The organism is gamma proteobacterium symbiont of Lampromicra miyakona, from assembly GCF_059730895.1.
The window spans coordinates 666,132-688,623 of sequence record NZ_AP035933.1; the positions used below are offsets into that span (position 1 = coordinate 666,132).

The following is a 22,492-nucleotide window of genomic DNA, read 5'->3' on the forward strand; positions in this document are numbered from 1 at the left end:
TGTTTTGCTGGAGGCTAAGCTGCCGTCAGTAAATCAGCAGAGTGAGAGACAAGATGGCCAAACAGGAAGCGCTGAGAACCAGCGAATGTCCGGTCGCCCGGACCGTGGAGGTGATTGGCGAACGCTGGTGTCTGATGATCATCCGTGAAGCGTTTGATGATGTGCGCCGCTTCAGTGATTTCCAGAAAAACCTTGGGCTGGCAAAAAATATCCTGGCGTCACGGCTGAAACTGCTGGTTGAGATCGGTGTGCTTGAGAGTTGTCCGGCGTCAGATGGCAGCGCCTATAAGGAATATCTGCTGACCGAACGGGGACGAGCCGTCTTCCCAATCGTCGTGGCGATGCGCCAGTGGGGAGAGCGTTATCTGTTTGAAAAAGGAGAGACTCACTCGGTATTGCTGGATAACGCCAACGGCGAACCGTTACCTGAACTGGCCGTGTATTCTGCCCGGGGAGAACGGCTCGATCCCGCCGACTGTCATCGCCGGCGCGTCATAGCCGGTAATCGCGTTGATCAGGCTTCGTCGATCGTGAAATAACCGGGGTTAAGGCATTGCATCAAATCGATCCCGCTTGTTCAATCACCAGCACCCGGGCTACGCCCTGCGGATGTGCGACGTGTTCAGTGCCTTCGCTGGCATAAAAAATATCGCCGGTGGTTAATCGTTGGGTTCTCACTTCGCCCGCTTGTTTGTAGAACATGTCAACGCAACCATCCATAACGGCAAACACCTCTTGTCCGTCATTGATATGCCATTTGTAGGGTTGATCGGTCCAGTGCAGTTTAACGCTGATGTTATCGAAGCTGGCAATATGCTGAGACTCCCAGGCTTTGGAACCCGTAAATTCTCTGCTGCTGTAAAAATTCATGTTTGCATCCTGTGTGCTGCTGCGGTGATAGCTCACACATGAAATAGCAAAAGGCAGCGCCACGTACCAGATTCAGGGATTGGTTTGTCCTGATTTGGCACCAGCGCGTCCCGTTGTTGCTGCCGGGATGCCTGCTTAACGCACAATGCGTTCATTAAGCAGGCTATTAAACCGGTGAACGGAGGGCATAAGCGCGCGGCGGCGTCGCTGCCGTTCAGAAGGGAATAAAATGGCTGCGGATCACCGTGGTGGCGTCGGTAAAATGCACCACATCGGCCATGACCCTTTTAGTTTGTTCGGACTCCAGCGCCCGGTTGACATCCTGCTGACAGGCAAACGTGTAAACACCGATGGAGAGCCAGCCGCTGCGGTCTGAAGCGGGATAGAACGCTTCCGCCGAAATGAGCCCATAATCCTGCCAGCACGCCAGCGCCAGCGGCAGGTGCGTGTGGGTATAATAGTCGCGGTCAAAACGATGGGTTTCATCGCCGACACATACCACCATCATCTGATGCATCCTTTTCTCCCGTTAACGCATGCCGCCAGACGCCATCATCACCTCGCCCGTCACCCATCCGGCATCGTCGGAAGCGAGATAAGCCACAATCGGCGCAATATCCTGCACCTGGCCAATACGGCCAAGCGGCGTCTGGCTTTCGTTCCAGCGCTGAAACTCCGATCCCATCGCGCCGGTGCTGTGCGTGCCTTCGGTTTCGATTAACCCCGGATTGACCGCGTTGACGCGGATGCCGCGCGGGCCGAGTTCGCGCGCCAGCACGCCGGTAATGGCATCAATCGCGCCTTTGCTGCCGCTGTAGATAGCGCTCTCCGCCAGAAATACCCGCGTCACAAATGAGCTGATATTGATAATGCTGCTGCCCTTGCCCAGATGTGGCACGGCGGCGCCTGTCACCAGCAGCGGCCCGAGCACATTGATGTCAAACTGCTTGCGATACAGCGCTTCGCTGCTCTCTTCAATCTTCGCAAACTGATACACACCGGCATTGTTCACCACGATGTCCAGCCGGCCAAACTGCGCGAGGGTAGATTGAATGAGTGCCTCAACCTGCGGCTGATCGGTGACATCCGCTGCCAGCGCCACCGCCGTGCCACCGGCAGCCTCAATAGCGGCGACCACCTTATCCGCCCCGTTTTTATCGGCGGCATAGTTGACGACGATCTTTGCGCCGTCGGCGGCCAGCTGGCGGGCAATCGCCGCACCAATGCCTTTAGATGCGCCGGTCACGAGGGCGACTTTGTCCTGAAGCTTCTTCATGTTCTGCAATCCTCAATCAGTTCAGTCTGGATGATGCCGTTATGGTGATATCTGCAAAGTTGTTTGAGAACTGCCATTTTTGTATATTCGACGTTCATTTTTGAACGGGGGCGAGCGCAATGGAATGGAGCGATGTACGGATCTTTCTGGCGGTGATGCGCAGCGGATCCTATGGCGAGGCCGCGCGCCGGCTCGGCGTCAGCCATCCGACCGTGGGTCGTCGCATTAAGGTGCTGGAAGCGCAGGCCCATCAGGCGCTGTTTCGCCGCACGCCGGATGGCCTGGTGTTAACCGATGCCGGTGACGCCGTGCTGGGCCTGGCGGAAAGTATGGAAAATGCTGCGCTGGCGATGGAGAGACGGCTTGCGGGCAATCACCCGCGGCTGGAAGGTATTTTACGCATCTCCTGTGCCGAGTGGTTTGCCACCGCCGTGCTGGCGCCGGTACTGAGCGAGCTGACACAGCGCCATCCCGCTATCGTGCCGGAAATTATCGCCAGCTACCGTTTGCTCAATCTGTCGCGGCGCGACGCCGACGTGGCTTTTCGCATTGTGCCTTTTACCGAGCCGGATATTGTCCAGCGGCGCCTGATGAGCATGCCCTATGCGTTATACGGCACGCCTGAAAATGCCCGCGCATTGCAACACGACCCCGCCTCAGTGGGGCTGATCCTGATGAATACCGCGCAAGCGCATTTTCCGGACGTCGTCTGGCTGCTCGATCAATTTCCACAGTCACGGCGGGCTTTTACCAGCACCAGCCGGGCGGTGCAGGCGCAGATGTGCCGGCGCGGCATGGGCGTGGCGGTGTTACCCCAGCCGCTGGGCGATGCCACCGCCGGACTGCAGCGGATTGCCACCCCGCAGCCACCGCCTTCGCGCGATATCTGGGTAGGCTATCATCAGGATCTGCGGCACATGGATCGCCTGCGCGCCATGCTGGATATCGCCGATGCGCTGCTGATTGCGAAGTAACTGTCGCAGGGATTAGCGCAGCAATTCAGGCGGGCCTCAGACCCGGTAACGGCTCTATGCTGCGCAGCGCATTTTCCATCAGTCTGGCCAGCAGGTTTTGCGCATTCGGTTCAGTCTGGCTGCCACTTTTTTGTTCCAGCGTAACGCCCAGCGCGCCCAGCGGCGGCAAAACATTGCCGGCGCTCACCAGGTTAGCGGGCATGCCGACCCGCGTGCGCACGGTGATCCCCAGACCGGCCCGCACCGCCGCCCAGATGCCGCTCAGGCTATGGCTGACAAACACGATTCGCCATGCAATGCCCGCCCGGTCCAGACTGTCGATGGCGCGCGAGCGCATCAGGCAGGGATTATCAAACATCACCAGCGGCAGCGGTTCGCCCTGGCTTATCATCGCGCTGACGTCGCAGTCGGGGTGGGCGATCCACTCCAGCGGGAACTGGCCGATCAACACGCCTTTACGCTGCAGCGGTTGTGCCTGCCACAGCAGCGCCATATCAAGAGCATCGCTGTCCAGCGCTGCAAGCAGCTCCTGATTACGTGCCACGCGGGCGATAATCTGCAGCCCGGGATGATGGCGTGTAAATTCGCCCAGAATACCGGGCATCAGGGTGTCGCCAAAATCTTCCTGCATGCCCAGGCGCACTTCCCCCTGCAGCCCTGCACCGCTGAAGGTGCACAGTGCTTCGTCGTTCAATGCCAGCAGACGGCGGGCATAACCCATCATCACTTCCCCCTCACGGGTTAACGCCAGATGACGCCCGCTTTTCACCACCAGCTTGCTGCCACATTGCTGCTCCAGCTTTTTTAGCTGGGCGCTGACCGCCGAAGTGGATCGACAGAGCCGCACGGCGGCCTGCGCAAAACTGCCACACTCCATGCCGGTGACAAAACTGCGTAGCGCATCCAGATCCAGCGTCTGAGCTAACTTTTGCATAATCGTCCTGATTTATGGGATGAATGACGGTGTTTTATTTGATTTTCAGGATGGTTATGTTTCGCCACAATCGCGGCTGAGTCAATACGGAGAAACATCATGGCAAAAACACTTGATAGTAAAACGCTGGCGCGCATCGCGCCAAAGCTGGCCGAACTCAGTCAGCAGGTTCTTTTCGATGACATCTGGCAACGTGACGCGCTTACGCCGCGCGAACGCAGCCTGATTACGCTGGCCGCACTGACGGCGCTGGGGCGAGTGCAACAGCTAGCGTGGCATATCGAATTCGCGCAACAAAATGGCCTGGCACGAGAAGAGATCGTCGAAGTGTTCACCCATCTGGCCTTTTATGCCGGCTGGCCGGCGGCGGTGTCAGCGCTAAGCTGTCTGGAAGAGGCGTAACCCTCATGCCTTTTACCCGCATCATACTGCGTCAGGGTTACAGCGACGCGCAATTAACGCAGATTTCCGACATCCTGCAACAGAGTCTGGAGGACGAATTTGCCGTTCCACCCGGCGACCGCTTTCAGGTATTTGAAGAACTGCCGGCGCGGCTAAGGGTGTTTGATCGCCACTATAAAAGTCGCGGGCGTTCAGAGAATTTTGTTCAGTTCATGATTACTGCGGGCAAGCCGCGCAGCCGCGAACAGAAGCACAAGCTGTGTCGCAGATTGTGTCAGCAACTCTCGCAATCGCTGGATATCGATCCGCAGGATGTGATGGTGATTATTCAGTTTAACACCGTCGATGACTGGAGTTTCAGCGACGGATGTCTGATGTCCGAAGAAGCGCGTTTACACGAGTAACATAGTCAGTATTGCTGGCAGCGCAGGTTAGCGCGCTGCCAGCAATCACTGTACGGCTTCAGTGATGGGCTGTGGAGATTAAAAATACCACCTCATTGACGACCAGCAGATTGCAAAGCGGCGCGCTGGCGGTCGCGCGTGAAGATCTGCCACGTCACCGCGTCATCACTCAGGGTAAAAATAGCCGTGGCGAGGGTATTTTCCTCATCCGGATCCTGCGGCGACAGCCGGTAAATCGGCAACGCTGCATCCTGCTGATCCGATAAAATCGCCCTGGCCGCCGCGCCATCTACCGCTGTTTGCGTCGTCAGCCATGTATCCAGACGCTGCTGGCGCGAGCCGGAACTGGCGGTGACCACCTGTTCGACGGCGGCAAGCTGCGGGTGAATAAGATGGTTAGCGTGCCCGAAAGGCGCAGTCAGTGCGATCACTGAACAGCCTGAGCCTGTCGCTTCAATACTGATCAGGCGGCTATCGCCCTGCTGCCCCAGCGTATGGTGAAACGCGCCGGCGCGCGGCGTGGCGCTGAGTATGGCGATCGCTTCATCCAGCGTGGTCGCGTTCAGCGACGCGCGGGCGATGATCTGGCGCGGCATGCCATCCGGACGATGTTGAGCGCGAATGTTATTGACGGTGTTAACGATGCCCTTTTCATTAACGGCAAAAGTGTGACCGCAAAGTGATGCCGGATAGGCGAAGCTGGTGAACGCGAGCCCGTCATCGGGGGTCACGGTGACCAGCGCACAGTCGTCACGCAGCTGGGGAAAGCCATCTTCGTTGTGCGCAATGATCAACTCCCCGCTGGCACTTTTCCCCGCCACCGTGGTGCAACCATCCGAAGTTGAACGCACCAGATCGCCCCGGCAGTTCCACGCAAACACCTCGTCAATCGGTGCCTGTAATCCTTCAGCCAGCCCTTCCAGCTCCTGCCAGATCAGCGGAAACTGGCGCTGGACCCGCGCGCGCATATTGCGGATTTGCTGAGTATCTTTCATGGCGGTGACCGTTTGCCAGAGACGGGTATGCGTGAGTTTGTTATGCCAGCCATCACGGCCAAAGTCACCGAGTTGCTGACCAATAACAAAAGCCGAACCACGGAAGTCGAGTTTTTTCATAGCGTTATTTCACTTCATTTCAGGATACATGTTGCAGAAATTCTTTCAGACGCGGATTACGGCTGGCAGTCAGCAGCATATCAGGTGGCCCATCTTCGGCAATGGTACCGCCATCAATAAAGATCAGCCGCGAAGCCACATCGCGGGCAAAGCCAATCTCATGCGTCACAATCACCATGGTCATGCCCTCTTCAGCCAGCGAGCGCATCACTTTCAACACTTCATGACGTAACTCCGGATCCAGCGCGGAGGTCGGCTCATCGAACAGCATCATTTTCGGCCTGACGGCCAGTGCCCGGGCAATCGCCACGCGCTGCTGCTGGCCCCCGGAAAGTTCAGACGGATAATGGCTGGCGCGATCGCGCAAGCCGACGCGCTCCAGCAGCGCCAGCGCCTGCTTGCGCGCCGCGGCTTTCGTTTGATGACGCACGCGGATCGGGCCGAACATCACGTTTTCCAGCGCGGTCAGATGCGGGAACAGGTGAAACTGCTGAAACACCATGCCGGCTTCACGGCGGATATCACATTCATTCGCATGCGGATCGGTGATGTGCATTCCGGCGACCAGCAGCGTCCCGGATGAGATCTCTTCCAGTTTGTTGATGCAGCGTAGCAGCGTTGATTTGCCTGAACCTGAAGGGCCGATAATCACCACCACCTTGCCGGACTCAATTTTTAAATTGATATTGTGCAGGACCTGCGTGGCACCGAAATTTTTCGACACTGCGTTAAATTCAACCATGCTCATAAAATATGGATCCTTTTTTCCAGCTGCTTCAGTAAAAAGCTCAGGCATAACGTCACCAGCAGATAAATCATGGCTACCGCCGTCCACACTTCCAGCGCACGGAAATTACCCGCAATGATCTCCTGCCCCTGACGCGTCAGTTCTGCCACGCCAATAACAATAAACAGTGAGGTATCTTTAATACTGATAATCCACTGGTTACCCAAAGCCGGAATCATGCGGCGTAACGCTAAAGGCATAATGACATACCACAACGTACTGCGCTGCGATAAGCCCATCGCCAGACTCGCTTCTTTAAAGCCTTTATTGATTGAGAGGATCGCGCCCCGGGTAATTTCAGCAATGTAGGCACCGGAGTTAATCACAATGGTCACGATCGCGGCGGTGACGGGATCAATTCTTATCGGCAACACCATCGGTAGTGCAAAATAGATAAACATTACCTGCACCATGATGGGCGTACCGCGAATAAGCTCGACAAAAATAAGTGACAGCGTTTTGGCGATTTTTCCGCCCAGAGCACGGCAGGTTCCCGCCAGTAAGCCAATAATAAAACCGCCCAGCAGACCTGACAGCGAAATAATCAAGGTCAGCTGCAGCCCCTGCAGCAGTAGCGGCAGAGATTCCCAAATATATTTACTGTCAAAATTCATAATTTAACCTGTAAACGCTAAATAAGGCCGGAGGGCTCCGGCCTGGCAGGATTATTTCGGCTGCTTAGCAAACCATTTCACGTAGATTTTGCTGTAAGTCCCATCCGCGCGCAGGGCCTGCAGCGCGGCGTTGATCTTAGGTGTCAGGCTGCTGTTTTTCTGCATGGCAAAGCCATACTGCTGCGGCAGAATCGTGTCGTTTTCACCGCTGGCTTTGACTTTGCCATCGCCCGCCGTTTTCACGTAGTACAGCACATTGGGCGAGTCATGGACCACCGCATCAAGGTTGCCGGCCTGCAAATCCAGATAGGCGTTGTCGATATTAGGAAACTCAACATAATTTGCCTTGTATTTACTTTTCATAAAGCTGGCTGCGGCCGTGCCCTGTTTCAGACCCACTTTCTTGCCGGTTAAATCGCTGAATTTCTTAATGCTGTTATCATCGCTTTTGACAGCCATTAATAAGTCGGCATCATAATAACCGTTGCTGAAATCCACCACCTGCTTACGCGCATCGGTAATGGTAATGCCTGCCATCGCGACATCCAGATTCCGCGATTGCAGCCCCGGAATCAGGCCACCAAAGTCCATTGGGTGTAATTCATAGCTGATATGCATTTTCTTCGCGATGGTATCCCATAAATCAATGTCAAAGCCGACGTATTTATCACCTTGCTTAAATTCAAAAGGAACAAAAGCCGTATCAACCCCGACGGTTAATTTCTCCTGCGCCGCAGCGGTAAAACTGGCGGAACAGGCAACCAATGCCAGTGTAACTTTTAATTTATTTAAAAATGCAGACATAATAACCCTCAGCGTCAGTAATGTAGCGTGCAATGATTGTCATCCAGCGAAATAACCCGGCGGACATGGTCAAAGAAGGTGGTTAATATAATGGGCGTATCAGGTACGCCCGGAGTAATGCGACAACTTATGCAGGAAGCAAGTGATCCTGCGTAAAGGGTACCGGCGTCTGTGCGCCGTTCATGATCATCGAGAGAAAACTGTAATAGCCGTTAATGCCTATCAAATCCACCACGCCCTTCTCGCCCCATAATTCGATGGCTTGCTGCCAGGTGGCATCACTGATTTTCTGTTGCTGATGTAACTGCTGGCAAAACTGATAAATCACCCACTCATCAGGCTGCAAATCCGCGGGCTGACGTTTTTCATTGATGGCCTGCACTGCTGCAGCAGAAATCCCCTTTTCGCGCGCTATCGGCGCATGGATTGCCCACTCTACCGGCTGTGACCAGTGCCTTGCCGTCATTAAAATCGCCAGTTCCGATAACCGCTGGCCCAGCGCACTGCGATAGCGCAGATATTCCCCCATACGCTGTGCATGTGCCATTAACCCTGGGCTGCGCAGCAGCGGCTCAAACGGAGGTAGCAGCGCACCGCGCGGCCCGTTGATAATCTCTTCCGCGAGCGGACGTTGCTGCTCATCCCAGTCCTGCTCCGCCAGCGGCGGTAATCGGTTAATCATAATTTGCCGGTCTCTTCACGTATCACGGTGTTCAGCGTATCCACGACAAAATCCAGTTGTTGCGGGGTGACGATAAACGGTGGGGCAATTAAAATATGGTCGCCATATTGCCCGTCCAGCGTGCCGCCCATCGGATAGACCAGCAAACCGCGCGCCATACAGTTGGCCTTGATGGCTGCGTGAAGTTTCATCGCCGGATCGAACGGGGTTTTTGTGGCTTTATCACGCACCAGCTCCACACCGGCAAACAGGCCGCGGCCGCGCGTATCACCCACGTGCGGTAACTCCCCCAGCACGTCGCGAAGCGCCTTGTGCAGATAAGCGCCCTGCTGCTGAACCGCCTCCAGCAGATGGTCGCGCTCAATCACCTGCTGTACTGCTAACGCCGCCGCAGCGGCTGTCGCATGACAAATATAAGTGTGTCCATGCTGGAACAGACCGCTGCCAGCCTGCAGCGCAGACACGATCTTCTCACTGGCCAGCACCGCGCCGATGGGTTGATAACCGCCACCCAGTCCTTTGGCGATGGTGACCAAATCAGGTACCACGCCATCCTGTTCGAACGCGTGCAGTGTGCCGGTACGCCCCATTCCGCACATCACCTCATCGGCGATAAACAAAATGCCATACTTGTCGCACAGGCGACGTACACCCTGCAGATAGCCCGGCGTCGGCGGCGTGGCACCGCTGGTCGCACCGACCACCGTCTCCGCGCAGAAGCCAATAATCGTTTCCGGGCCCGCATCGATAATCGCCTGCTCCAGCTCGCTCAACAGCCGCTGGGTATACTGCTGCTGGGTTTCATCGGCACGGCGATCGCGATACTCATTGCAGGCTGAAACGCGAATCACGTCGATTAACAGGGGTGCGAACTGACGCCGGCGCCATTCGTTGCCACCCACCGCCAGCGCGCCCAGCGTATTGCCGTGGTAGCTCTGTTTGCGGGCGATGAAACGGGTGCGCGCAGGCTGTCCGATCTCAACAAAGTATTGCCGGGCCAGTTTCAGCGCGGTTTCCACCGCCTCCGAACCGCCCGACACGAAATAGGCATAGTTAAGATCGCCCGGTGCGGTGCGCGTTAACTGTTCGGCGAGCTGTTCAACGGTATCGCTGGTGAAGAAACTGGTATGCGCATAAGCCAGTTGATCGATTTGACGATGCATGGCTGCGAGGACGTCAGGATGGGCGTGGCCCAGGCAGGAAACGGCGGCACCACCGCAGGCATCAAGATACTGCTTTCCCTGTGCATCAAAAATGTAGGCCCCGTGTGCGCGCGTGGCCACGGCGGGCACGCTGCGCAGACTGCGGTGAATGATACGGCTCATGCTGGTCCTGCTCCTGAATACGCTTCGTTGTTGAAACGTATCTTGCAGGATCCATTTGAATCACGTCAATGCAATAATGATTCAATCGCATTCAATATTCTTATGACAGATACAAATGAATCATCTGTCAGGATTTGCCGGCATGCACGTAAGCGCCGGAATCGATTAAATAGCGTTCGGCGTTTTCAATTTTACTGACCGCATCACGTCCATGACGGGCCACCAGCATCGCCAGCAGGCACTCTGCCAGGCCCATGCCAGAGACGACAGACGGGAAGAACGATGGGCTGTCCAGTGAAAACCGGAGCGAGCAATCAGCGGCCTGCGCCAGCGGCGAGACCGGTGAGTCGGTGATGGCGATGATCTTTGCACCCGCCTGCTGCGCTGCGCGCAGTACATCAAGTGATTCGCGTGAATAAGGGGCAAAGCTGGTAAGCAACAGGCAATCCGCGGCGGTCAGTTCACGTGTGAAAACTTCGATATTGCTCGCCAGACCATCCACCAGTGACACCTGACGATTGAACAACCGATACACATAAAATAATGACCAGGCGATCGGAAAGCTGGCGCGGAAACCGCAGATGTAAACATTGTCAGCCGCATCGAGTAAGGTCACGGCCTGTTCCATTGCCTGGCGGTTTTCCTCCTGCGTAAAGGCCAGGTTGGTCTGGTGGGCCTGAAACATCGCATCATACAGCTGCGGCTGCGTGCCGGCAGCCACCAGCTTTTCCGCTTTCGAGACATAGGTATCATTGCGCAGGCCGATGTCATCAATAAATGCGTCTTTGAGTTCACTCCAGCCGTTATAGCCCAGCCGTTTCGCCAGGCGCAGCAGCGTTGCCGGTTTCACCCCGGCCTGCTGCGCAAAGGTGCGCATGGATTGCACCACCAGTTGATTGGCATTCTGCAGTGAGAATTCGGCAGCTCGCTGTAGTTCTGGCGATAATTCACTGAACTCGCGGACGATAGTTTCCTTTAGATTCATGGCAACGATTCACAGGCTTTGACGTTCAGGTATCTAAACACATTTGAGATCAAGACTCTAGGCGCGGATATCACACCGGAGTGACGGCCTGAAGCAGGGCGCGATGCGTCGCGCCGCGACAATCAGGCTGCTCATGGTGGTTTACTTAACTGAGCGGCCTATTGCTATGGAGGGCGAACCTGAGGTTAAAAATTTGCTTTATTGACGACTCAACACCAGTTTCAGTCCGGCAATGGCAAAACAGCAGGCTAATAGCGCATCTAATCCCCGGCGGATACGACGGTAAAACGCGTTCATTGCTGCGGTGGAAAATATCAGCGCATAGCCGCAAAATACCGCGACGCAAATTGCCGCACAGCCGAGAATAATCAGCGGTAAGGTCGAGGCTGCGGCGTCCGGTTTGAGCGCGACGGACATGATTGCGACCCAGGTTAAAATGGCTTTAGGATTACCGACGTGCATCAAAATTCCCTGCCGAAATAACGCGCCATATGCAACGCGGTGATCGCTGATAACGGTTTTATCGGCAGCGGTGCGGGTTAACGCAGATTTACCGGCTTTGTACGACAGCCACAACAGATATAACCCGCCGCCGATTTTCAACACCAGCAGCAATTGGGCAAACGTCGCCAAAACGGTTAATACCCCGCAGGCCGCCAGCAGCGCCCACAGCATTGAGCCGCCAATTACCCCGCCCGCAAGCGCTAAGGCGGCACCGCGCCCTTTATTCATCGCCGTTCCCATAATCGCCATATTACTCGGACCAGGGCTGGCCGTTGCCACAAAATAAGTGGTGTAAATCAGCATTAATTCGTGTGAAAGCGCCATGAAATCCTCTGCAGGTGAAATGTCCTGACCCTGTTATATCGGCTTGCTCAGGAATTTACTATGTCTTGTTGATATGAAGAAATGCCGGACGCTGTTCTATTCTGTGGACTGCTGCATGAGCCAGGCTCTTACTTTTACCACGGCAGAACGCAGCAGCGCTTCGTGGGGCGTAATAAGCCAGTACGCGTGTCCGGTATTCAGCGTATTTGGAAACGGTGCCACCACTTCACCGGATGCCAGATTCGCCTGAACAAATCGCCTGCGCATCAGCGCTACGCCCATGCCAGCAAGCATCGCCAGCCACGCCCCGCTGCCATCGCTATACAAGGGCCCTTTACCGGAATCAATGTGCCCGACGCCGGCTTCAGCGAGCCAGCGCTGCCAGTCTTCCCGGTGCATATCATGCAGTAACGTGACGCGACCGAGTGCGGCAAGTGCCGGCGGTTCCCCCAGCTGCTGCGCCACAGCAGGAATGCAGACTGCAAGGTAGTCGTCGTCGATCAGCTTCTCACTCACGCAACCCTCACAGAAACCATTACCATGCCGTACGGCCAGGTCGATACCATCCGTGGCGAAAGACTGAATGCGGGAAGTGGCACTGATGCGCAGGTCGATCTTCGGACAGGCACGTTCAAAATCAGCCAGCCGCGGCAGTAACCAGTGAGTCGCAAATCCGGTGGTGCAGGCCAGCGTGATGGTATTTTTTTGTGTCTCCTGCACCAGCGTTTCAGTGGCTTCACGTATCAGGCTGAAAGCCGAAGCAATCGAGTAGTAATAGCCCTGACCGGATGCCGTCAGCGCCAGCTTGCGTCCATTTCGCTGAAACAGGGGCAGGCCCAGCTGCCGTTCCAGTTCCCTGATGTGCAGGCTGATCGCGCCGGGCGTGACGTGCAACTCCCGGCCTGCAAGGGTCATGCTGAGGTGCCGGGCAACGGATTCGAACGCTTTCAGGGCGTTAAGAGAAGGCAGGCTGTTTCGCATCGTTTAGTTTTCCTAAAAAACAGGCGGAAATTAAATCGTTTTAATTTCCTCTCCGTCAACGTTATTAATAGGCATATAGCACGCGTTGCCGTGTCGTTTTTATTCCAAAACTGTTGAGTTATATTGAAATTTTAAGAGAAAGTACCGTTTCACGCACCACACCTCCACACGGAAAAATGAGCAACGACCAGGCCCTTTATGGCGATTAACCTTTATCAGGCTTGAGTTTTTGTCGTGTCAGGGAGGCAATAAATGGAGACAGGATGCAGATGAAGGATATTGATGTTGGATTTACCCACGTTGCGTTTATGGTGAGGGATCTGGAGAAGAGCATGGATTTCTACCGCCGCTATGCAGGAATGAAGGTGATACACACCCGTGAACCTGACGTCCCGGCTGCCCGCAAGGTGGCATGGCTGAGCGATCATACCCGCCCTTTCGCACTGGTTCTGGTGCAGGCGGATGACGTGTCAGATACGCCACTGGGTAAATTTGGACACTTAGGCATTGCCTGTGCGTCACGCGAAGAGATCGATCGTAAAACAGCGATGGCCGTCGCCGAAGGCGTGTTACGTAAAGCCCCTGAAGAGGCTGGCGAACCGGTGGGATATTACGTATTTTTTGCCGATCCTGATGGCAATACGCTGGAGCTGTCTTTCGGGCAACGCGTCGGGCTTGAAGCGATACGCACCGCTCCCGGTTTACTTTAACTCGCCTGCACGCAGGCAGCGGAGAACATATGGCGCTGACGTTGCCGATTTATACTCAACGCCTGGTGTTGCGCAAGCTGGCATTGGCTGATTTGCCGCATCTGTCGCGCTATCGCAATCTGCCAGACGTTGCTCGTTATCAAAGCTGGGAAGAATTTACCCGGCAGGACGCTGAGAAATTATATGCGCAGCAGGATGCGCTGCCATTCAACAGCGATAACACCTGGTTTCAGCTTGCCGTAGCACACCAGGAAGACGACCGGCTCATAGGTGACATCGGAATTCATTTTTTTGATGAAGGAAGACAAGCTGAACTCGGCATGACATTCGATGCCGGATATCAGAAACAGGGTTTTGCGCTTGAAGCAACGAGTGCCATCGTTACCCTGCTTTTCACGCAGTTTGCAAAACACCGGCTTACTGCCGTGGTAGACACACGTAATATTCGCGCCATAAACCTGCTGGAAAAGCTGAATTTTCGCCGTGAAGCGCATTACCGGCAGAATATTTTTTTCAAAGGGATGTGGGGCGATGAATATCTTTATGCGCGGCTGGCCAGCGATTAGCGCAGGCATTGCGTTAAGCCATCGCGTTGGCATGTTAAGGAGGCGTTGTGACAATTAGCGAAGTAAGCAAGGAAGAGTATCACTTACTGATTCAGGTCTGGGAGGATGCCGTCAGGGCAACGCATCATTTCCTGAATGAACAGGATATCCTGCGGCTCAGACAGCTTATTCTGGAAAATTATTTTGATGCTGTTGTTTTAAGAAAAGTGAGCGATGAAAACCATGACATTGTCGGGTTCATCGGCGTGCAGGATGAGAATATCGAGATGCTTTTCGTCTCGCCCGCTCATCACAAAAAAGGGGTCGGTGCACGGTTAGTCCACTACGCAATCCGTTATCTTTCAGCGAAAAAAGTGGACGTTAACGAACAAAATACCGCTGCGCTCGGGTTTTATCAGCATCTGGGCTTTCAGGTGACTGGACGGTCTTCCGTTGATGGTGAGGGGAAACCGTTTCCCCTCCTCCATCTGAAGCTGATGCGATAATCCGGCACAGGTATCAGGAGAAAAAATGAACGGAAGTTGTCTCTGTAAACGTGTGCGCTACGAATGCGATCGCCTGGCGGGCAGCATTACGCATTGCTGCTGTCATACCTGCAGGAAAGCGCACGCCGCCGCTTATACCTCCACAGCGCGCGTGCGGCGTGAGGATTTCAGGTGGACCCAGGGAGAAGAATTTCTGACGGCATTTAATTCTTCCCCGGATAAGTTGCGTTATTTCTGTTCAGTCTGCGGATCTCATCTGATGGCTGAAAGACCTCATCAGAGCCACGTGATTCTGCGTGTGGCCACGCTAGACGACGATCCCGCTCAGACGCCGGTTTCCTATATCTGGTGCTCGCACACCGTGCCGTGGCTAACAGAACGCGACGATGTGCCTCATTATGAGCAGGATAAAGAAACATGATGACTGGTCAAAACGCCGCGGGCGAAACGGTGCACCATCAGTGCCGGTGGATCATTCACCGGCGGAACCCGCTGGCTGCCGAACCACAGCGGATTCGCCGGGCAAATTGAGCCACAAATATAAGCCGGAACCCCTGCAAACATGCCTGCTGCGGGCCGGTGCACATGCCCGGCTGCAATAGCCAGTATTCTGGCCCGGTTGCGTCTGAGGATCGACTCAAGCTTATCAAGCCCGCGACACATTGATTCATCCAGCGTCGGTATGCCCGATGCGATAACCGGATGATGCAGAAAAAGCAGCGCTGGCAATGCAGGCGTATCGCTGAGTTGTCTTTCCAGCCATTCCAGATGCTCCCCGACGCTGCCAAAATTCTGTTTATTCACCGTGGAGTCCAGCCCCAGCATACGCAAACCGCCCATATCCTGAACAAAATGCAGCGCGTCTGCCGGGGTGTTTTTCGCCCAGTGATTTTCATGCCATGTCGTTTGCATGAGTCGTCGATCATCGGCGTTGCCCGGCAATATAAATGTAGGGTAATGCTGCTGGCGCAGTTGCTCAGCTATCTGCCAGTAACCCTGCCGCCACTCGCCATCAACAAGATCGCCCGTTAACACCAGCGCATCCGGTTGCACATGGGTGAGCCACGCCAGCGACCGCGCCAGGCGCAGCAGGTGATCATTGTCCGGTGCGGCATGGATGTCTGAAATCTGAGCGATTAACATAATGTCTCCGGAAATAAACAAGCGAACCAACAGGGCCGTCTGGCAGCATAGCACCCGCACCGTCACGCGACGCTGGCTGCGCGCCGCATTAAAATTCAGTATTATAGCGGTTCCTGCCGCTGACCCGAGTGAGTGCCCTGCCCGCTATGACTGACCACAATGCGCTGTTGGCGCGGTTGACCACCACACTGGCGGCAGAGAGCCGCACGCCGCTGTACAAACGCTTTGCCAGTGCGATTAAAGATGCGGTGCGCGATGGCACGCTGGTGCACGAAGAGATCCTGCCGGGCGAGCGCGAGTTCAGCCAGTCGCTGAACATCTCACGCATCACCGTGCGTAAAGCCATGGACGAGCTGGAAAAAGAGGGCGTCGTGTTCCGTTCCCGCGGCTACGGCACGCAGATTTGCAGCCAGTTTGAATATTCACTCAAAGAACCAAAAGGATTGTCGCAGCAGGCGGTGCTGCGCGGTAAAACGCCGGACACCGTGTGGATCAATAAAAGCAAAATTGCCTGTAGCGCAGAGATCGCCGAAAAGCTGGGGCTGAGCACGGGCAGCGATGTCTATCTGCTGAAACGTATTCGCTATGTTGACCGCCAGGCGGTCTCGGTTGAAGAGTCATGGGTGCCGGCGCGCTACATTGCCGATGCCGGTGAGATTGGTATTTCGCTGTATGACTATTTTCATCGCCAGCAGATCCTGCCGGTGAAATCCCAGAGCCGGGTCAGTGCGCGTATGCCGGACGAAGCCCTGCAGCAGCAAATTGCCCTGCCCGCCAATGTGCCGGTGCTGGTGATTAAGCAGCTGGCACTCGACGCACAGGGCAATCCGCTGGAGTACAGCATCAGCTACTGCCGCAGCGATATGTACGTGTTTATTGCTGAGTAAGGCGTTGCTGCCAGTAAGCGCGCAGTGTGGCGCGATCGGGCGCACAGTCGCCGCCGCGCCGGGAAACCACATACGACGCCACTGCGTTGCCCAGCGCAACGCTCTCCGCCAGTGACCAGCCGGACGCTAATCCCGCCAGTAATCCGCCAGCATGGCTGTCGCCCGCGCCGATAGTATCGACCACCGTTGTCGCCAGTGCGGGCACCCAGCCCTGCGCCTCAGCGTCGATGTATCCGGCACCTTCGCTGTCCAGCCTTAACACCATCGCGCCGCCAAACTGCTGCTGCCAGCGCGCCATCAGCTGATGGGCGTCGAAAGGTTCGGATGCGCGCAGACGCTCATGCCACAGCAGCTCCGCTTCCTGCCTGTTCACTGTAATCAGTGGCTGCAGCGCCATGATGCGCGCAAACTGCGCCTCGCCGATGTCCGCCAGCCGCGGGCCAAAATCCACCAGCAGCTGATACGGCTGTGCCTGCTGCTCCAGCCAGTCGATCAGCACCTCGCCGCTTTTGCTGGTGAGCTGATAACCCGAGAGATAGATCCAGCGCTGCGCCGGCTGCGGCAATGTGCGCAACAGCGCGGCGTCCCACTGGTTTTCCACGCCACTAACGGAAAGAAAGGTGCGCTCGCCATCCGGCTCGACCAGCGCCAGACACCAGCCATTATCACCGTGCGCATTTTCCAGTACGCTCTGCACACCGTATTCCGCCAGCTTTTGTCGCACGATACTGGCCCAGATACCGTTCCCCAGCGGCAGCGCGTTGATGGATGGAATGCCGAGACGATGCAGCGCAATGGCGACGTTAAGCGCACAGCCGCCAACGTTCACGCCCTGCTGATGCAGTTCGATGTCGCTGCCGCGATACGGCAACGTCCAGGCATCGGCAATCACATCCACTACCGCCGCCCCCACCACGCACACTGGCAACCGGCCCGCCAGTCGGGACAGATCGTCAGGCGTCAGCATAGGCGGCCTCGCGCTGCTGGCGGAAACGGACAAACGCGCGGCTGTAATGGGTGAAATCCAGCGCGTTAGCGGCATCCAGCTCCGCTTTTAGCTGCGCATCGATCGCGTCGATACCGTGCAGCGCGCCACAGATAGCAACCGCCATCGCGCCGATGGTATCCGTATCGCCGCCCAGATTGGCGCACAGAATGGCGCAGCGATTGGGATCGGTCGCCGCCAGTTCGACCATGGCAATCGCCGCCGGTACCGATTCAATGGTGCTGGTGCCGGTACCGACCAGATCGTAGATCTGCTGCATGGTCGATTCGGTGCCCCTGCCCTGCGCGACCACCTGCAACGCCAGTTCGATGCGGGCCGCCATCGCCGCACTGAAAGTGGTGACGCGCCGCTCCTGCGCCGCACGGGCAATCGCCGGCAGTTCGTCACGAATCGTTGCCCAGTCGCTACCGTCAATCGCGCGGGAGATTGCCCAGGCGATCGCGGTGGCACCGGCAATCGCCACGTCGGATTTGTGTGTCGGGCTGGAGGCCAGCGCGACAGCATCAATAAAAGCCGGCAGGTCACGCGCCGGCAGCAGACAGCCAAGCGGCGAGACGCGCATCGCCGCGCCGTTGGTCAGGCCGTTATTTTCCAGCTGCGCCACCGGCGTGCCGTTTTTCAGCGCGTTAAGCGCGATTTTGGAGGTCGGCCCGAGCACATTTTTGTTAAAGGCATCAAACGCTTCCGCCCAGCGCAGAATATTGGCGCCGATGGTTTCCGCATCAATTTCGCCGTCGTGGCTGATAATGGCATCGGCCAGCGCCAGCGCCATTGAGGTGTCGTCAGTGAAAGCCGCCCGGCCAAAGTAACAGGCGGCATTGTTTTCTGCCGGGCCGGGCAGGAAGCGATCGATCCAGCCAAAGTGCTGTTTCACGCGGCTGCGCGGCCACAGTTCCGATGGCATGCCCATCGCATCGCCCAATGCCTGGCCGTAAAATGCGCCCAAAATCCGTTTTTCCTGGTGTGTCATCGTCATGGTTACATCTCTTATTTATGGCTGTCAGCGGTTGCTGAGTTTTCAAAAGCGGTTAATTCATCACTGCGTTTTTTGCCGTCGCGGAACAGGACGATAAAGGCGATGGTGATGATGACAATCATCACGCTGCCAAACATCCACATCCCCGCCCAGTTGAAGGTCTGGCCGTTGCGCGGCTGGTCATACGCGAACATCTCCTGCATCAGATAGCCGCCGAGGCGGTAACCCAGCAGACTGCCGATGCCCTGACAGGCCAGGGTGATCAGGCCCTGCGCAGCGTTACGCATCGCCACCGGCGCTTTCTTATCCACATAAATGTAGGCGGTGATGAAGTAGAAGTCGTAGCTGACGCCGTGCAGCAGAATGCCCATAAACAGCAGGCCGAAGGTCAGCAGGTTTTGATCGCCGCCGAACACAAAGAACACGTAGCGCAGCGCGGCAGTGACCAGGCCGAGCAGCAGCACTTTGCCGATGCCGAAGCGTTTAATGAAGAACGGCAGCGCCAGCAGGAAGAAGATTTCTGATACCTGGCCGAGCGTCATCCAGCCGGTGGCGTGTGGCAGACCGACTTCGGTCAGATATCCCTCAGCGAAGATGTAGTAGAACGCCAGCGGCATACTGAACAGGAATGAACAGACGAAAAATACGAGGAAGCTGCGATCTTTCAGCAGGTGCAGTGCATCCAGGCCGAGCGCCACGCGCAGGCTGAACTTGCCGGTGCTTTTGGGTTCGGTGGCTGGCAGGGTCAGGGCGAACAGGCCAAGCAGCAGCGAACTGGCCGCGGTGATCAGCAACGGTACATTGCTGGCGGAGATATCGCCAAAGCCGAGCAGCGGCGGCAGGAAACCGCAGGCGATGCCGGAGGCGATCCAGCCGATAGTGCCCATCACGCGGATGCGCGGATAGTCGCGCTCCACGTCACCGACGTGGGAAAACGCAATACTGTTGGTCAGCGCAATGGTCGGCATGTACGTGAGCGCATACAGCAGCAGCAGCGGAAAGAAGCTGCTGAAGTGCGTCTGCTGCGCGGCAAAGAACATCAGGATCGCGCCGGCGATGGTCAGCAGCGATAACACTTTCTGTGCCTGGAAGAAACGGTCAGCCAGCGAGCCGACCAGAATCGGTGACAGGATGGCAGCGATGGAGGTACAGGCGTAGCACCAGGCGATCTCAACTGGCGAAAAGCCGTTTTTGCTGAGAAACGCCCAAAGCGGCACGAACCATGCCCCCCAGATAAACCACTCTAAGAACATCATGAACGACAGCTTTGGAATTGTAGTTTTCATCGAAATAGACTCCCCGGTGTTGGTAGAACCAATCTAGCACCAGAATAGATACCTTTATAATACCTTTAGCTGATAGTTTGAGCTATCCCACAAGATTTTTACCTTATGGATAACCGATAAGCGAGGAGGATTGGGTGCGGGTGGGCGTGACGGTCTGGCGGGGTGTGGAGCTGCATCCTGCGGCTGTGAGACGGTCGCCATGAATGGCGTAATCCTTGTCAGTTATCTTTGAATTTGTACATAAATGATTGCACTTATCGTAGCGGCGCAATTTATTGCGCGATGAATCGCGCCGCTACGAATTTGTGCGTATTGCAGTTTCTGAACTATTCGGCATTACGCCATCAATGGCAATCCATCAGCGATCGTTCAAATAGGTAAGGTATTCGCTACCGATTCACCAGCTTCGCTGGCAGCGCGACCACCAACAGCGAACTGAGCAGCAGACACACGGCGAAGAACCACAGCGCGCCGTTGCTGCTGCCGGTGAGATCCAGCGCCACGCCCATCACGGAATTACTCACCAGTCCGGCGATATTGGCGATCGAACAGGCCAGCGCAAAACCCGCCGCGGCCGCCGTGCCTTTCAGGAACGTAGCGGGCAGACTGAAAAACACCGGCACCGCCCCGATAATCATTGCCTGCGCAATCGAGAACAGCAGCACGGTCATCGCCACGTTGTGAGCAAAGAAGGTGCTGGTGCCCATCGCTGCCGCGCCAATAATAAACGGAACAATGATGTGCCAGCGGCGTTCACGCAGGCGGTCTGAGCTGGCACCGATCACCAGCATGCCAATCAACGCCGCCAGACTGGGGATCGCCGTCAGATAGCCAATCGTGGTGATATCGGTGGTGCCGGCATTCTTAATAAAGGTCGGCATCCAGAAACCCATGGCGTAAGCGCTGAGCAGAATCGAGAAGTCGATGCCGCCGAGCATCACCACGCGGATATTCAGCAGACCATCGCGCAGGCTGTGTTTCAGCCCTTTGGCGTCACTTTCGTCGCGCGCCAGTTCGCGCAGCACCGCCTGCTTCTCACTGCTGCTGAGCCAGCTGGCGCTTTCGACGCTGTTCGGCAGCAGCCAGAACGTCAGCACACCCAGTAATACGCTGGGCAGACCTTCCAGCAGAAACAGCCACTGCCAGCCGCGCATGCCGTAAACCTCATGAAAATGCCCCATGATCCAGCCGGAAAGCGGTCCGCCAATCAGGCTGGAGAGCGGCAGGCCAATCATAAACAGCGCAATGATGCGGCTGCGGCGCCACGAGGGAAACCATTTGGTGAGATAGAACAGCACGCCAGGCAGAAAACCGGCTTCGGCCGCGCCGAGGAAAAAGCGGATGATGTAGAACTGGGTCGGCGTTTGCACCAGCAGCGTGGCGGTCGAGAGCAGGCCCCAGGTAATCATAATGCGCGCGATCCAGATCTTTGCGCCGACCCGCTGCAGGATCAGGTTGCTCGGCACTTCAAACAGGATATAGCCGACAAAAAACAGCCCGGCACCCAGACCAAACGCGGTCTCGCTCAGCGCCAGATCGCTCGCCATCTGTAGCTTAGCCAGGCCGATATTGATGCGATCAAGGTAGGCCGCGAGATAACACAGGCAGAGAAACGGAATCAGCTTCCAGGTGATTTTGCGATAAATCGTAGCGGTGTCTTCGGCTGCCAGCGCAGCAGGACGGGTTGAAACGTCAGTCATGGTGTTCTCCGGGCGCAATAACCCCGTCGTCGGGGAGATGTTGTTATGCGTCTCAGCCGCAGCCGAAACGGACTGTTTGTGCGCACTCCGTGCAGGTGAAACGCGCCCTTAACGGGCGCTGAACTTCCCGAGATACTCCAGCGCCGCGGCTTTACTTACCACGTCGCCATATTTACTGTCGATATCAAACAAATTGGCCTGATGCGGCGCATCATGGCGATCGCCCACGCATTCGCGCACCACCATGGCGCGAAAACCGTATTGCAACGCATCCACTGCGCTGGCGCGGATGCAGCCGCTGGTAGAGCAGCCGGCGATCAGCAGCGTATCAATGCCCTGCGCCACCAGCATCGATGCCAGAGACGTGCCAAAAAACGCGCTGGCATACTGTTTGGTGATCACCACTTCTGCGGCAAGCGGCTGCACCGCCGGACAAAACTCAGCCAGCGGATTGCCTTCCACCATGTCACGCATTACCGGAGCTTTCTGCACCCAGATCCCGCCGTCCTGCTGATGCTGCGGGTGGTAGCGAATCTGCGTATGGATCACCGGAATCGCGCACTGGCGCGCCGCCGCCAGCAGGCCCTGTGCAGCGGCCACTGCCTCTACCACGCCCGGGGCAAATAGCGCGGCGCCCGGCGTGGTGTAGCCCTGCAGAAAGTCGATCATCAGCAGCGCCGGACGCTGACCAAAACCGATGCGGTTGCCCCAGACACCGGCGTAGTTATCACTGACACTCTGGCTCATGGTTT

At 56.4% G+C, this 22,492-nt stretch carries 28 protein-coding genes; 9 read left to right on the forward strand and 19 right to left on the reverse strand.

The annotated features are described in order from the left end of the window. Positions 1 to 53 precede the first annotated feature (53 nt). A complete protein-coding gene (locus tag AC6I8P_RS22645) occupies positions 54 to 539 on the forward strand; it encodes a winged helix-turn-helix transcriptional regulator (RefSeq protein ID WP_498031255.1) in 486 nt (161 codons plus the stop codon). A 19-nt stretch (positions 540 to 558) separates the two neighbouring features. Here the strand turns inward: AC6I8P_RS22645 and AC6I8P_RS22650 are convergent, their stop codons facing one another. From AC6I8P_RS22650 to AC6I8P_RS22660, 3 genes are all read right to left on the reverse strand, one after another. Next, positions 559 to 870 carry a cupin gene (locus AC6I8P_RS22650; protein WP_498031256.1) on the reverse strand — a complete coding sequence of 104 codons (312 nt, stop codon included), beginning with the start codon at positions 868 to 870 and terminating at the stop codon, positions 559 to 561. A 214-nt stretch (positions 871 to 1,084) separates the two neighbouring features. Beyond that, positions 1,085 to 1,378 carry an EthD family reductase gene (locus tag AC6I8P_RS22655; protein WP_166710828.1) on the reverse strand — a complete coding sequence of 98 codons (294 nt, stop codon included), beginning with the start codon at positions 1,376 to 1,378 and terminating at the stop codon, positions 1,085 to 1,087. A 21-nt stretch (positions 1,379 to 1,399) separates the two neighbouring features. Continuing rightward, positions 1,400 to 2,146 (reverse strand): SDR family NAD(P)-dependent oxidoreductase, encoded by a 747-nt coding sequence (locus AC6I8P_RS22660; protein WP_136547467.1) that lies wholly within the window; start codon positions 2,144 to 2,146, stop codon positions 1,400 to 1,402. Between the two features lie 119 nt (positions 2,147 to 2,265). Between AC6I8P_RS22660 and AC6I8P_RS22665 the strand changes: the two genes are divergently transcribed. After that, on the forward strand, positions 2,266 to 3,120 hold the full coding sequence (locus AC6I8P_RS22665) for a LysR family transcriptional regulator (protein WP_136547469.1): 855 nt from the start codon (positions 2,266 to 2,268) through the stop codon (positions 3,118 to 3,120). Positions 3,121 to 3,145: 25 nt separating this feature from the next. Here AC6I8P_RS22665 and AC6I8P_RS22670 read toward each other — a convergent pair whose 3' ends face one another. Further along, positions 3,146 to 4,066, reverse strand: coding sequence for a LysR substrate-binding domain-containing protein (locus AC6I8P_RS22670; protein ID WP_371221481.1), 921 nt, complete (start codon positions 4,064 to 4,066; stop codon positions 3,146 to 3,148). 87 nt (positions 4,067 to 4,153) lie between these two features. On the opposite strand from AC6I8P_RS22670, the gene AC6I8P_RS22675 reads away from it, so the two are divergent. Further along, complete coding sequence (locus AC6I8P_RS22675; protein ID WP_498031257.1) at positions 4,154 to 4,456, forward strand: carboxymuconolactone decarboxylase family protein; 303 nt, start codon at positions 4,154 to 4,156, stop codon at positions 4,454 to 4,456. A 5-nt stretch (positions 4,457 to 4,461) separates the two neighbouring features. Then, entirely contained in the window at positions 4,462 to 4,860 is a 399-nt protein-coding gene (locus AC6I8P_RS22680) for a tautomerase family protein (RefSeq protein ID WP_238562183.1), read from the forward strand. 92 nt (positions 4,861 to 4,952) lie between these two features. On the opposite strand, the gene AC6I8P_RS22685 is transcribed toward AC6I8P_RS22680, so the two are convergent. The 9 genes from AC6I8P_RS22685 to gcvA all read right to left on the reverse strand — a co-directional run bounded on the left by AC6I8P_RS22685 (position 4,953) and on the right by gcvA (position 12,981). Continuing rightward, positions 4,953 to 5,975, reverse strand: coding sequence for a C45 family autoproteolytic acyltransferase/hydrolase (locus AC6I8P_RS22685; RefSeq protein ID WP_238562184.1), 1,023 nt, complete (start codon positions 5,973 to 5,975; stop codon positions 4,953 to 4,955). Between the two features lie 19 nt (positions 5,976 to 5,994). Continuing rightward, positions 5,995 to 6,717: a glutamine ABC transporter ATP-binding protein GlnQ gene (gene glnQ / locus AC6I8P_RS22690; RefSeq protein WP_498031356.1), complete on the reverse strand. Its 723-nt coding sequence runs from the start codon at positions 6,715 to 6,717 to the stop codon at positions 5,995 to 5,997. 2 nt (positions 6,718 to 6,719) lie between these two features. Next, complete coding sequence (gene glnP / locus AC6I8P_RS22695) at positions 6,720 to 7,376, reverse strand: glutamine ABC transporter permease GlnP (protein ID WP_021508828.1); 657 nt, start codon at positions 7,374 to 7,376, stop codon at positions 6,720 to 6,722. A gap of 51 nt (positions 7,377 to 7,427) precedes the next feature. After that, positions 7,428 to 8,180 (reverse strand): glutamine ABC transporter substrate-binding protein GlnH, encoded by a 753-nt coding sequence (gene glnH / locus AC6I8P_RS22700; protein ID WP_238562185.1) that lies wholly within the window; start codon positions 8,178 to 8,180, stop codon positions 7,428 to 7,430. A gap of 127 nt (positions 8,181 to 8,307) precedes the next feature. Continuing rightward, on the reverse strand, positions 8,308 to 8,862 hold the full coding sequence (locus AC6I8P_RS22705; RefSeq protein WP_238562186.1) for a carboxymuconolactone decarboxylase family protein: 555 nt from the start codon (positions 8,860 to 8,862) through the stop codon (positions 8,308 to 8,310). Continuing rightward, complete coding sequence (locus AC6I8P_RS22710; protein WP_058781012.1) at positions 8,859 to 10,187, reverse strand: aspartate aminotransferase family protein; 1,329 nt, start codon at positions 10,185 to 10,187, stop codon at positions 8,859 to 8,861. Before AC6I8P_RS22710 ends, AC6I8P_RS22705 begins: the two co-directional genes overlap by 4 nt. A 127-nt stretch (positions 10,188 to 10,314) precedes the next feature. Continuing rightward, the gene (locus tag AC6I8P_RS22715; protein WP_021508824.1) at positions 10,315 to 11,172 is read right to left on the reverse strand and encodes a MurR/RpiR family transcriptional regulator; all 858 of its coding nucleotides are present in this window, start codon (positions 11,170 to 11,172) and stop codon (positions 10,315 to 10,317) included. Positions 11,173 to 11,370: 198 nt separating this feature from the next. Continuing rightward, positions 11,371 to 12,000, reverse strand: a complete 630-nt coding sequence (locus AC6I8P_RS22720; RefSeq protein WP_058776142.1) for a LysE family translocator — start codon at positions 11,998 to 12,000, stop codon at positions 11,371 to 11,373. A gap of 96 nt (positions 12,001 to 12,096) precedes the next feature. Further along, positions 12,097 to 12,981: a transcriptional regulator GcvA gene (gcvA, locus tag AC6I8P_RS22725; RefSeq protein WP_498031258.1), complete on the reverse strand. Its 885-nt coding sequence runs from the start codon at positions 12,979 to 12,981 to the stop codon at positions 12,097 to 12,099. 269 nt (positions 12,982 to 13,250) lie between these two features. On the opposite strand from gcvA, the gene AC6I8P_RS22730 reads away from it, so the two are divergent. From AC6I8P_RS22730 to AC6I8P_RS22745, 4 genes are read left to right on the forward strand one after another with little or no spacing between them, the layout of a single operon-like run. Continuing rightward, positions 13,251 to 13,691 (forward strand): VOC family protein, encoded by a 441-nt coding sequence (locus AC6I8P_RS22730; protein WP_031279954.1) that lies wholly within the window; start codon positions 13,251 to 13,253, stop codon positions 13,689 to 13,691. Between the two features lie 35 nt (positions 13,692 to 13,726). Next, on the forward strand, positions 13,727 to 14,257 hold the full coding sequence (locus AC6I8P_RS22735) for a GNAT family N-acetyltransferase (protein ID WP_498031357.1): 531 nt from the start codon (positions 13,727 to 13,729) through the stop codon (positions 14,255 to 14,257). A gap of 47 nt (positions 14,258 to 14,304) precedes the next feature. Next, entirely contained in the window at positions 14,305 to 14,742 is a 438-nt protein-coding gene (locus tag AC6I8P_RS22740) for an acetyltransferase (protein WP_498031259.1), read from the forward strand. 25 nt (positions 14,743 to 14,767) lie between these two features. After that, a complete protein-coding gene (locus AC6I8P_RS22745) occupies positions 14,768 to 15,163 on the forward strand; it encodes a GFA family protein (protein WP_264251895.1) in 396 nt (131 codons plus the stop codon). On the opposite strand, the gene AC6I8P_RS22750 is transcribed toward AC6I8P_RS22745, so the two are convergent. Continuing rightward, complete coding sequence (locus tag AC6I8P_RS22750; protein WP_498031260.1) at positions 15,139 to 15,885, reverse strand: metallophosphoesterase; 747 nt, start codon at positions 15,883 to 15,885, stop codon at positions 15,139 to 15,141. The genes AC6I8P_RS22745 and AC6I8P_RS22750 overlap by 25 nt on opposite strands. Before the next feature lie 146 nt (positions 15,886 to 16,031). Here AC6I8P_RS22750 and AC6I8P_RS22755 point away from each other — a divergent pair, with 146 nt between their 5' ends. Then, positions 16,032 to 16,772, forward strand: coding sequence for a GntR family transcriptional regulator (locus AC6I8P_RS22755; protein WP_021508817.1), 741 nt, complete (start codon positions 16,032 to 16,034; stop codon positions 16,770 to 16,772). Here the strand turns inward: AC6I8P_RS22755 and AC6I8P_RS22760 are convergent. From AC6I8P_RS22760 to AC6I8P_RS22780, 5 genes are all read right to left on the reverse strand, one after another. After that, complete coding sequence (locus tag AC6I8P_RS22760) at positions 16,759 to 17,739, reverse strand: PfkB family carbohydrate kinase (RefSeq protein ID WP_166710594.1); 981 nt, start codon at positions 17,737 to 17,739, stop codon at positions 16,759 to 16,761. The genes AC6I8P_RS22755 and AC6I8P_RS22760 overlap by 14 nt on opposite strands. Beyond that, positions 17,726 to 18,748: an ADP-ribosylglycohydrolase family protein gene (locus AC6I8P_RS22765; protein ID WP_031279951.1), complete on the reverse strand. Its 1,023-nt coding sequence runs from the start codon at positions 18,746 to 18,748 to the stop codon at positions 17,726 to 17,728. Before AC6I8P_RS22765 ends, AC6I8P_RS22760 begins: the two co-directional genes overlap by 14 nt. Before the next feature lie 17 nt (positions 18,749 to 18,765). Then, entirely contained in the window at positions 18,766 to 20,040 is a 1,275-nt protein-coding gene (locus AC6I8P_RS22770) for a nucleoside permease (protein WP_031279949.1), read from the reverse strand. Positions 20,041 to 20,429: 389 nt separating this feature from the next. Then, positions 20,430 to 21,740, reverse strand: a complete 1,311-nt coding sequence (locus AC6I8P_RS22775) for an MFS transporter (protein ID WP_498031261.1) — start codon at positions 21,738 to 21,740, stop codon at positions 20,430 to 20,432. 108 nt (positions 21,741 to 21,848) lie between these two features. Continuing rightward, on the reverse strand, positions 21,849 to 22,487 hold the full coding sequence (locus AC6I8P_RS22780) for an isochorismatase family protein (RefSeq protein ID WP_215481112.1): 639 nt from the start codon (positions 22,485 to 22,487) through the stop codon (positions 21,849 to 21,851). Between the last annotated feature and the right edge of the window lie 5 nt (positions 22,488 to 22,492).

Coding starts and splice junctions, on each gene's coding strand:
- AC6I8P_RS22645 (WP_498031255.1), top strand. CDS start 54: ATGGCCAAACAGGAAGCGCTGAGAACCAGCGAATGTCCGGTCGCCCGG.
- AC6I8P_RS22650 (WP_498031256.1), bottom strand. CDS start 870: ATGAATTTTTACAGCAGCAGAGAATTTACGGGTTCCAAAGCCTGGGAG.
- AC6I8P_RS22655 (WP_166710828.1), bottom strand. CDS start 1,378: ATGATGGTGGTATGTGTCGGCGATGAAACCCATCGTTTTGACCGCGAC.
- AC6I8P_RS22660 (WP_136547467.1), bottom strand. CDS start 2,146: ATGAAGAAGCTTCAGGACAAAGTCGCCCTCGTGACCGGCGCATCTAAA.
- AC6I8P_RS22665 (WP_136547469.1), top strand. CDS start 2,266: ATGGAATGGAGCGATGTACGGATCTTTCTGGCGGTGATGCGCAGCGGA.
- AC6I8P_RS22675 (WP_498031257.1), top strand. CDS start 4,154: ATGGCAAAAACACTTGATAGTAAAACGCTGGCGCGCATCGCGCCAAAG.
- AC6I8P_RS22680 (WP_238562183.1), top strand. CDS start 4,462: ATGCCTTTTACCCGCATCATACTGCGTCAGGGTTACAGCGACGCGCAA.
- AC6I8P_RS22685 (WP_238562184.1), bottom strand. CDS start 5,975: ATGAAAAAACTCGACTTCCGTGGTTCGGCTTTTGTTATTGGTCAGCAA.
- glnQ (WP_498031356.1), bottom strand. CDS start 6,717: ATGGTTGAATTTAACGCAGTGTCGAAAAATTTCGGTGCCACGCAGGTC.
- glnP (WP_021508828.1), bottom strand. CDS start 7,376: ATGAATTTTGACAGTAAATATATTTGGGAATCTCTGCCGCTACTGCTG.
- glnH (WP_238562185.1), bottom strand. CDS start 8,180: ATGTCTGCATTTTTAAATAAATTAAAAGTTACACTGGCATTGGTTGCC.
- AC6I8P_RS22705 (WP_238562186.1), bottom strand. CDS start 8,862: ATGATTAACCGATTACCGCCGCTGGCGGAGCAGGACTGGGATGAGCAG.
- AC6I8P_RS22710 (WP_058781012.1), bottom strand. CDS start 10,187: ATGAGCCGTATCATTCACCGCAGTCTGCGCAGCGTGCCCGCCGTGGCC.
- AC6I8P_RS22715 (WP_021508824.1), bottom strand. CDS start 11,172: ATGAATCTAAAGGAAACTATCGTCCGCGAGTTCAGTGAATTATCGCCA.
- AC6I8P_RS22720 (WP_058776142.1), bottom strand. CDS start 12,000: ATGGCGCTTTCACACGAATTAATGCTGATTTACACCACTTATTTTGTG.
- gcvA (WP_498031258.1), bottom strand. CDS start 12,981: ATGCGAAACAGCCTGCCTTCTCTTAACGCCCTGAAAGCGTTCGAATCC.
- AC6I8P_RS22730 (WP_031279954.1), top strand. CDS start 13,251: ATGAAGGATATTGATGTTGGATTTACCCACGTTGCGTTTATGGTGAGG.
- AC6I8P_RS22745 (WP_264251895.1), top strand. CDS start 14,768: ATGAACGGAAGTTGTCTCTGTAAACGTGTGCGCTACGAATGCGATCGC.
- AC6I8P_RS22750 (WP_498031260.1), bottom strand. CDS start 15,885: ATGTTAATCGCTCAGATTTCAGACATCCATGCCGCACCGGACAATGAT.
- AC6I8P_RS22755 (WP_021508817.1), top strand. CDS start 16,032: ATGACTGACCACAATGCGCTGTTGGCGCGGTTGACCACCACACTGGCG.
- AC6I8P_RS22760 (WP_166710594.1), bottom strand. CDS start 17,739: ATGCTGACGCCTGACGATCTGTCCCGACTGGCGGGCCGGTTGCCAGTG.
- AC6I8P_RS22765 (WP_031279951.1), bottom strand. CDS start 18,748: ATGACACACCAGGAAAAACGGATTTTGGGCGCATTTTACGGCCAGGCA.
- AC6I8P_RS22770 (WP_031279949.1), bottom strand. CDS start 20,040: ATGAAAACTACAATTCCAAAGCTGTCGTTCATGATGTTCTTAGAGTGG.
- AC6I8P_RS22775 (WP_498031261.1), bottom strand. CDS start 21,740: ATGACTGACGTTTCAACCCGTCCTGCTGCGCTGGCAGCCGAAGACACC.
- AC6I8P_RS22780 (WP_215481112.1), bottom strand. CDS start 22,487: ATGAGCCAGAGTGTCAGTGATAACTACGCCGGTGTCTGGGGCAACCGC.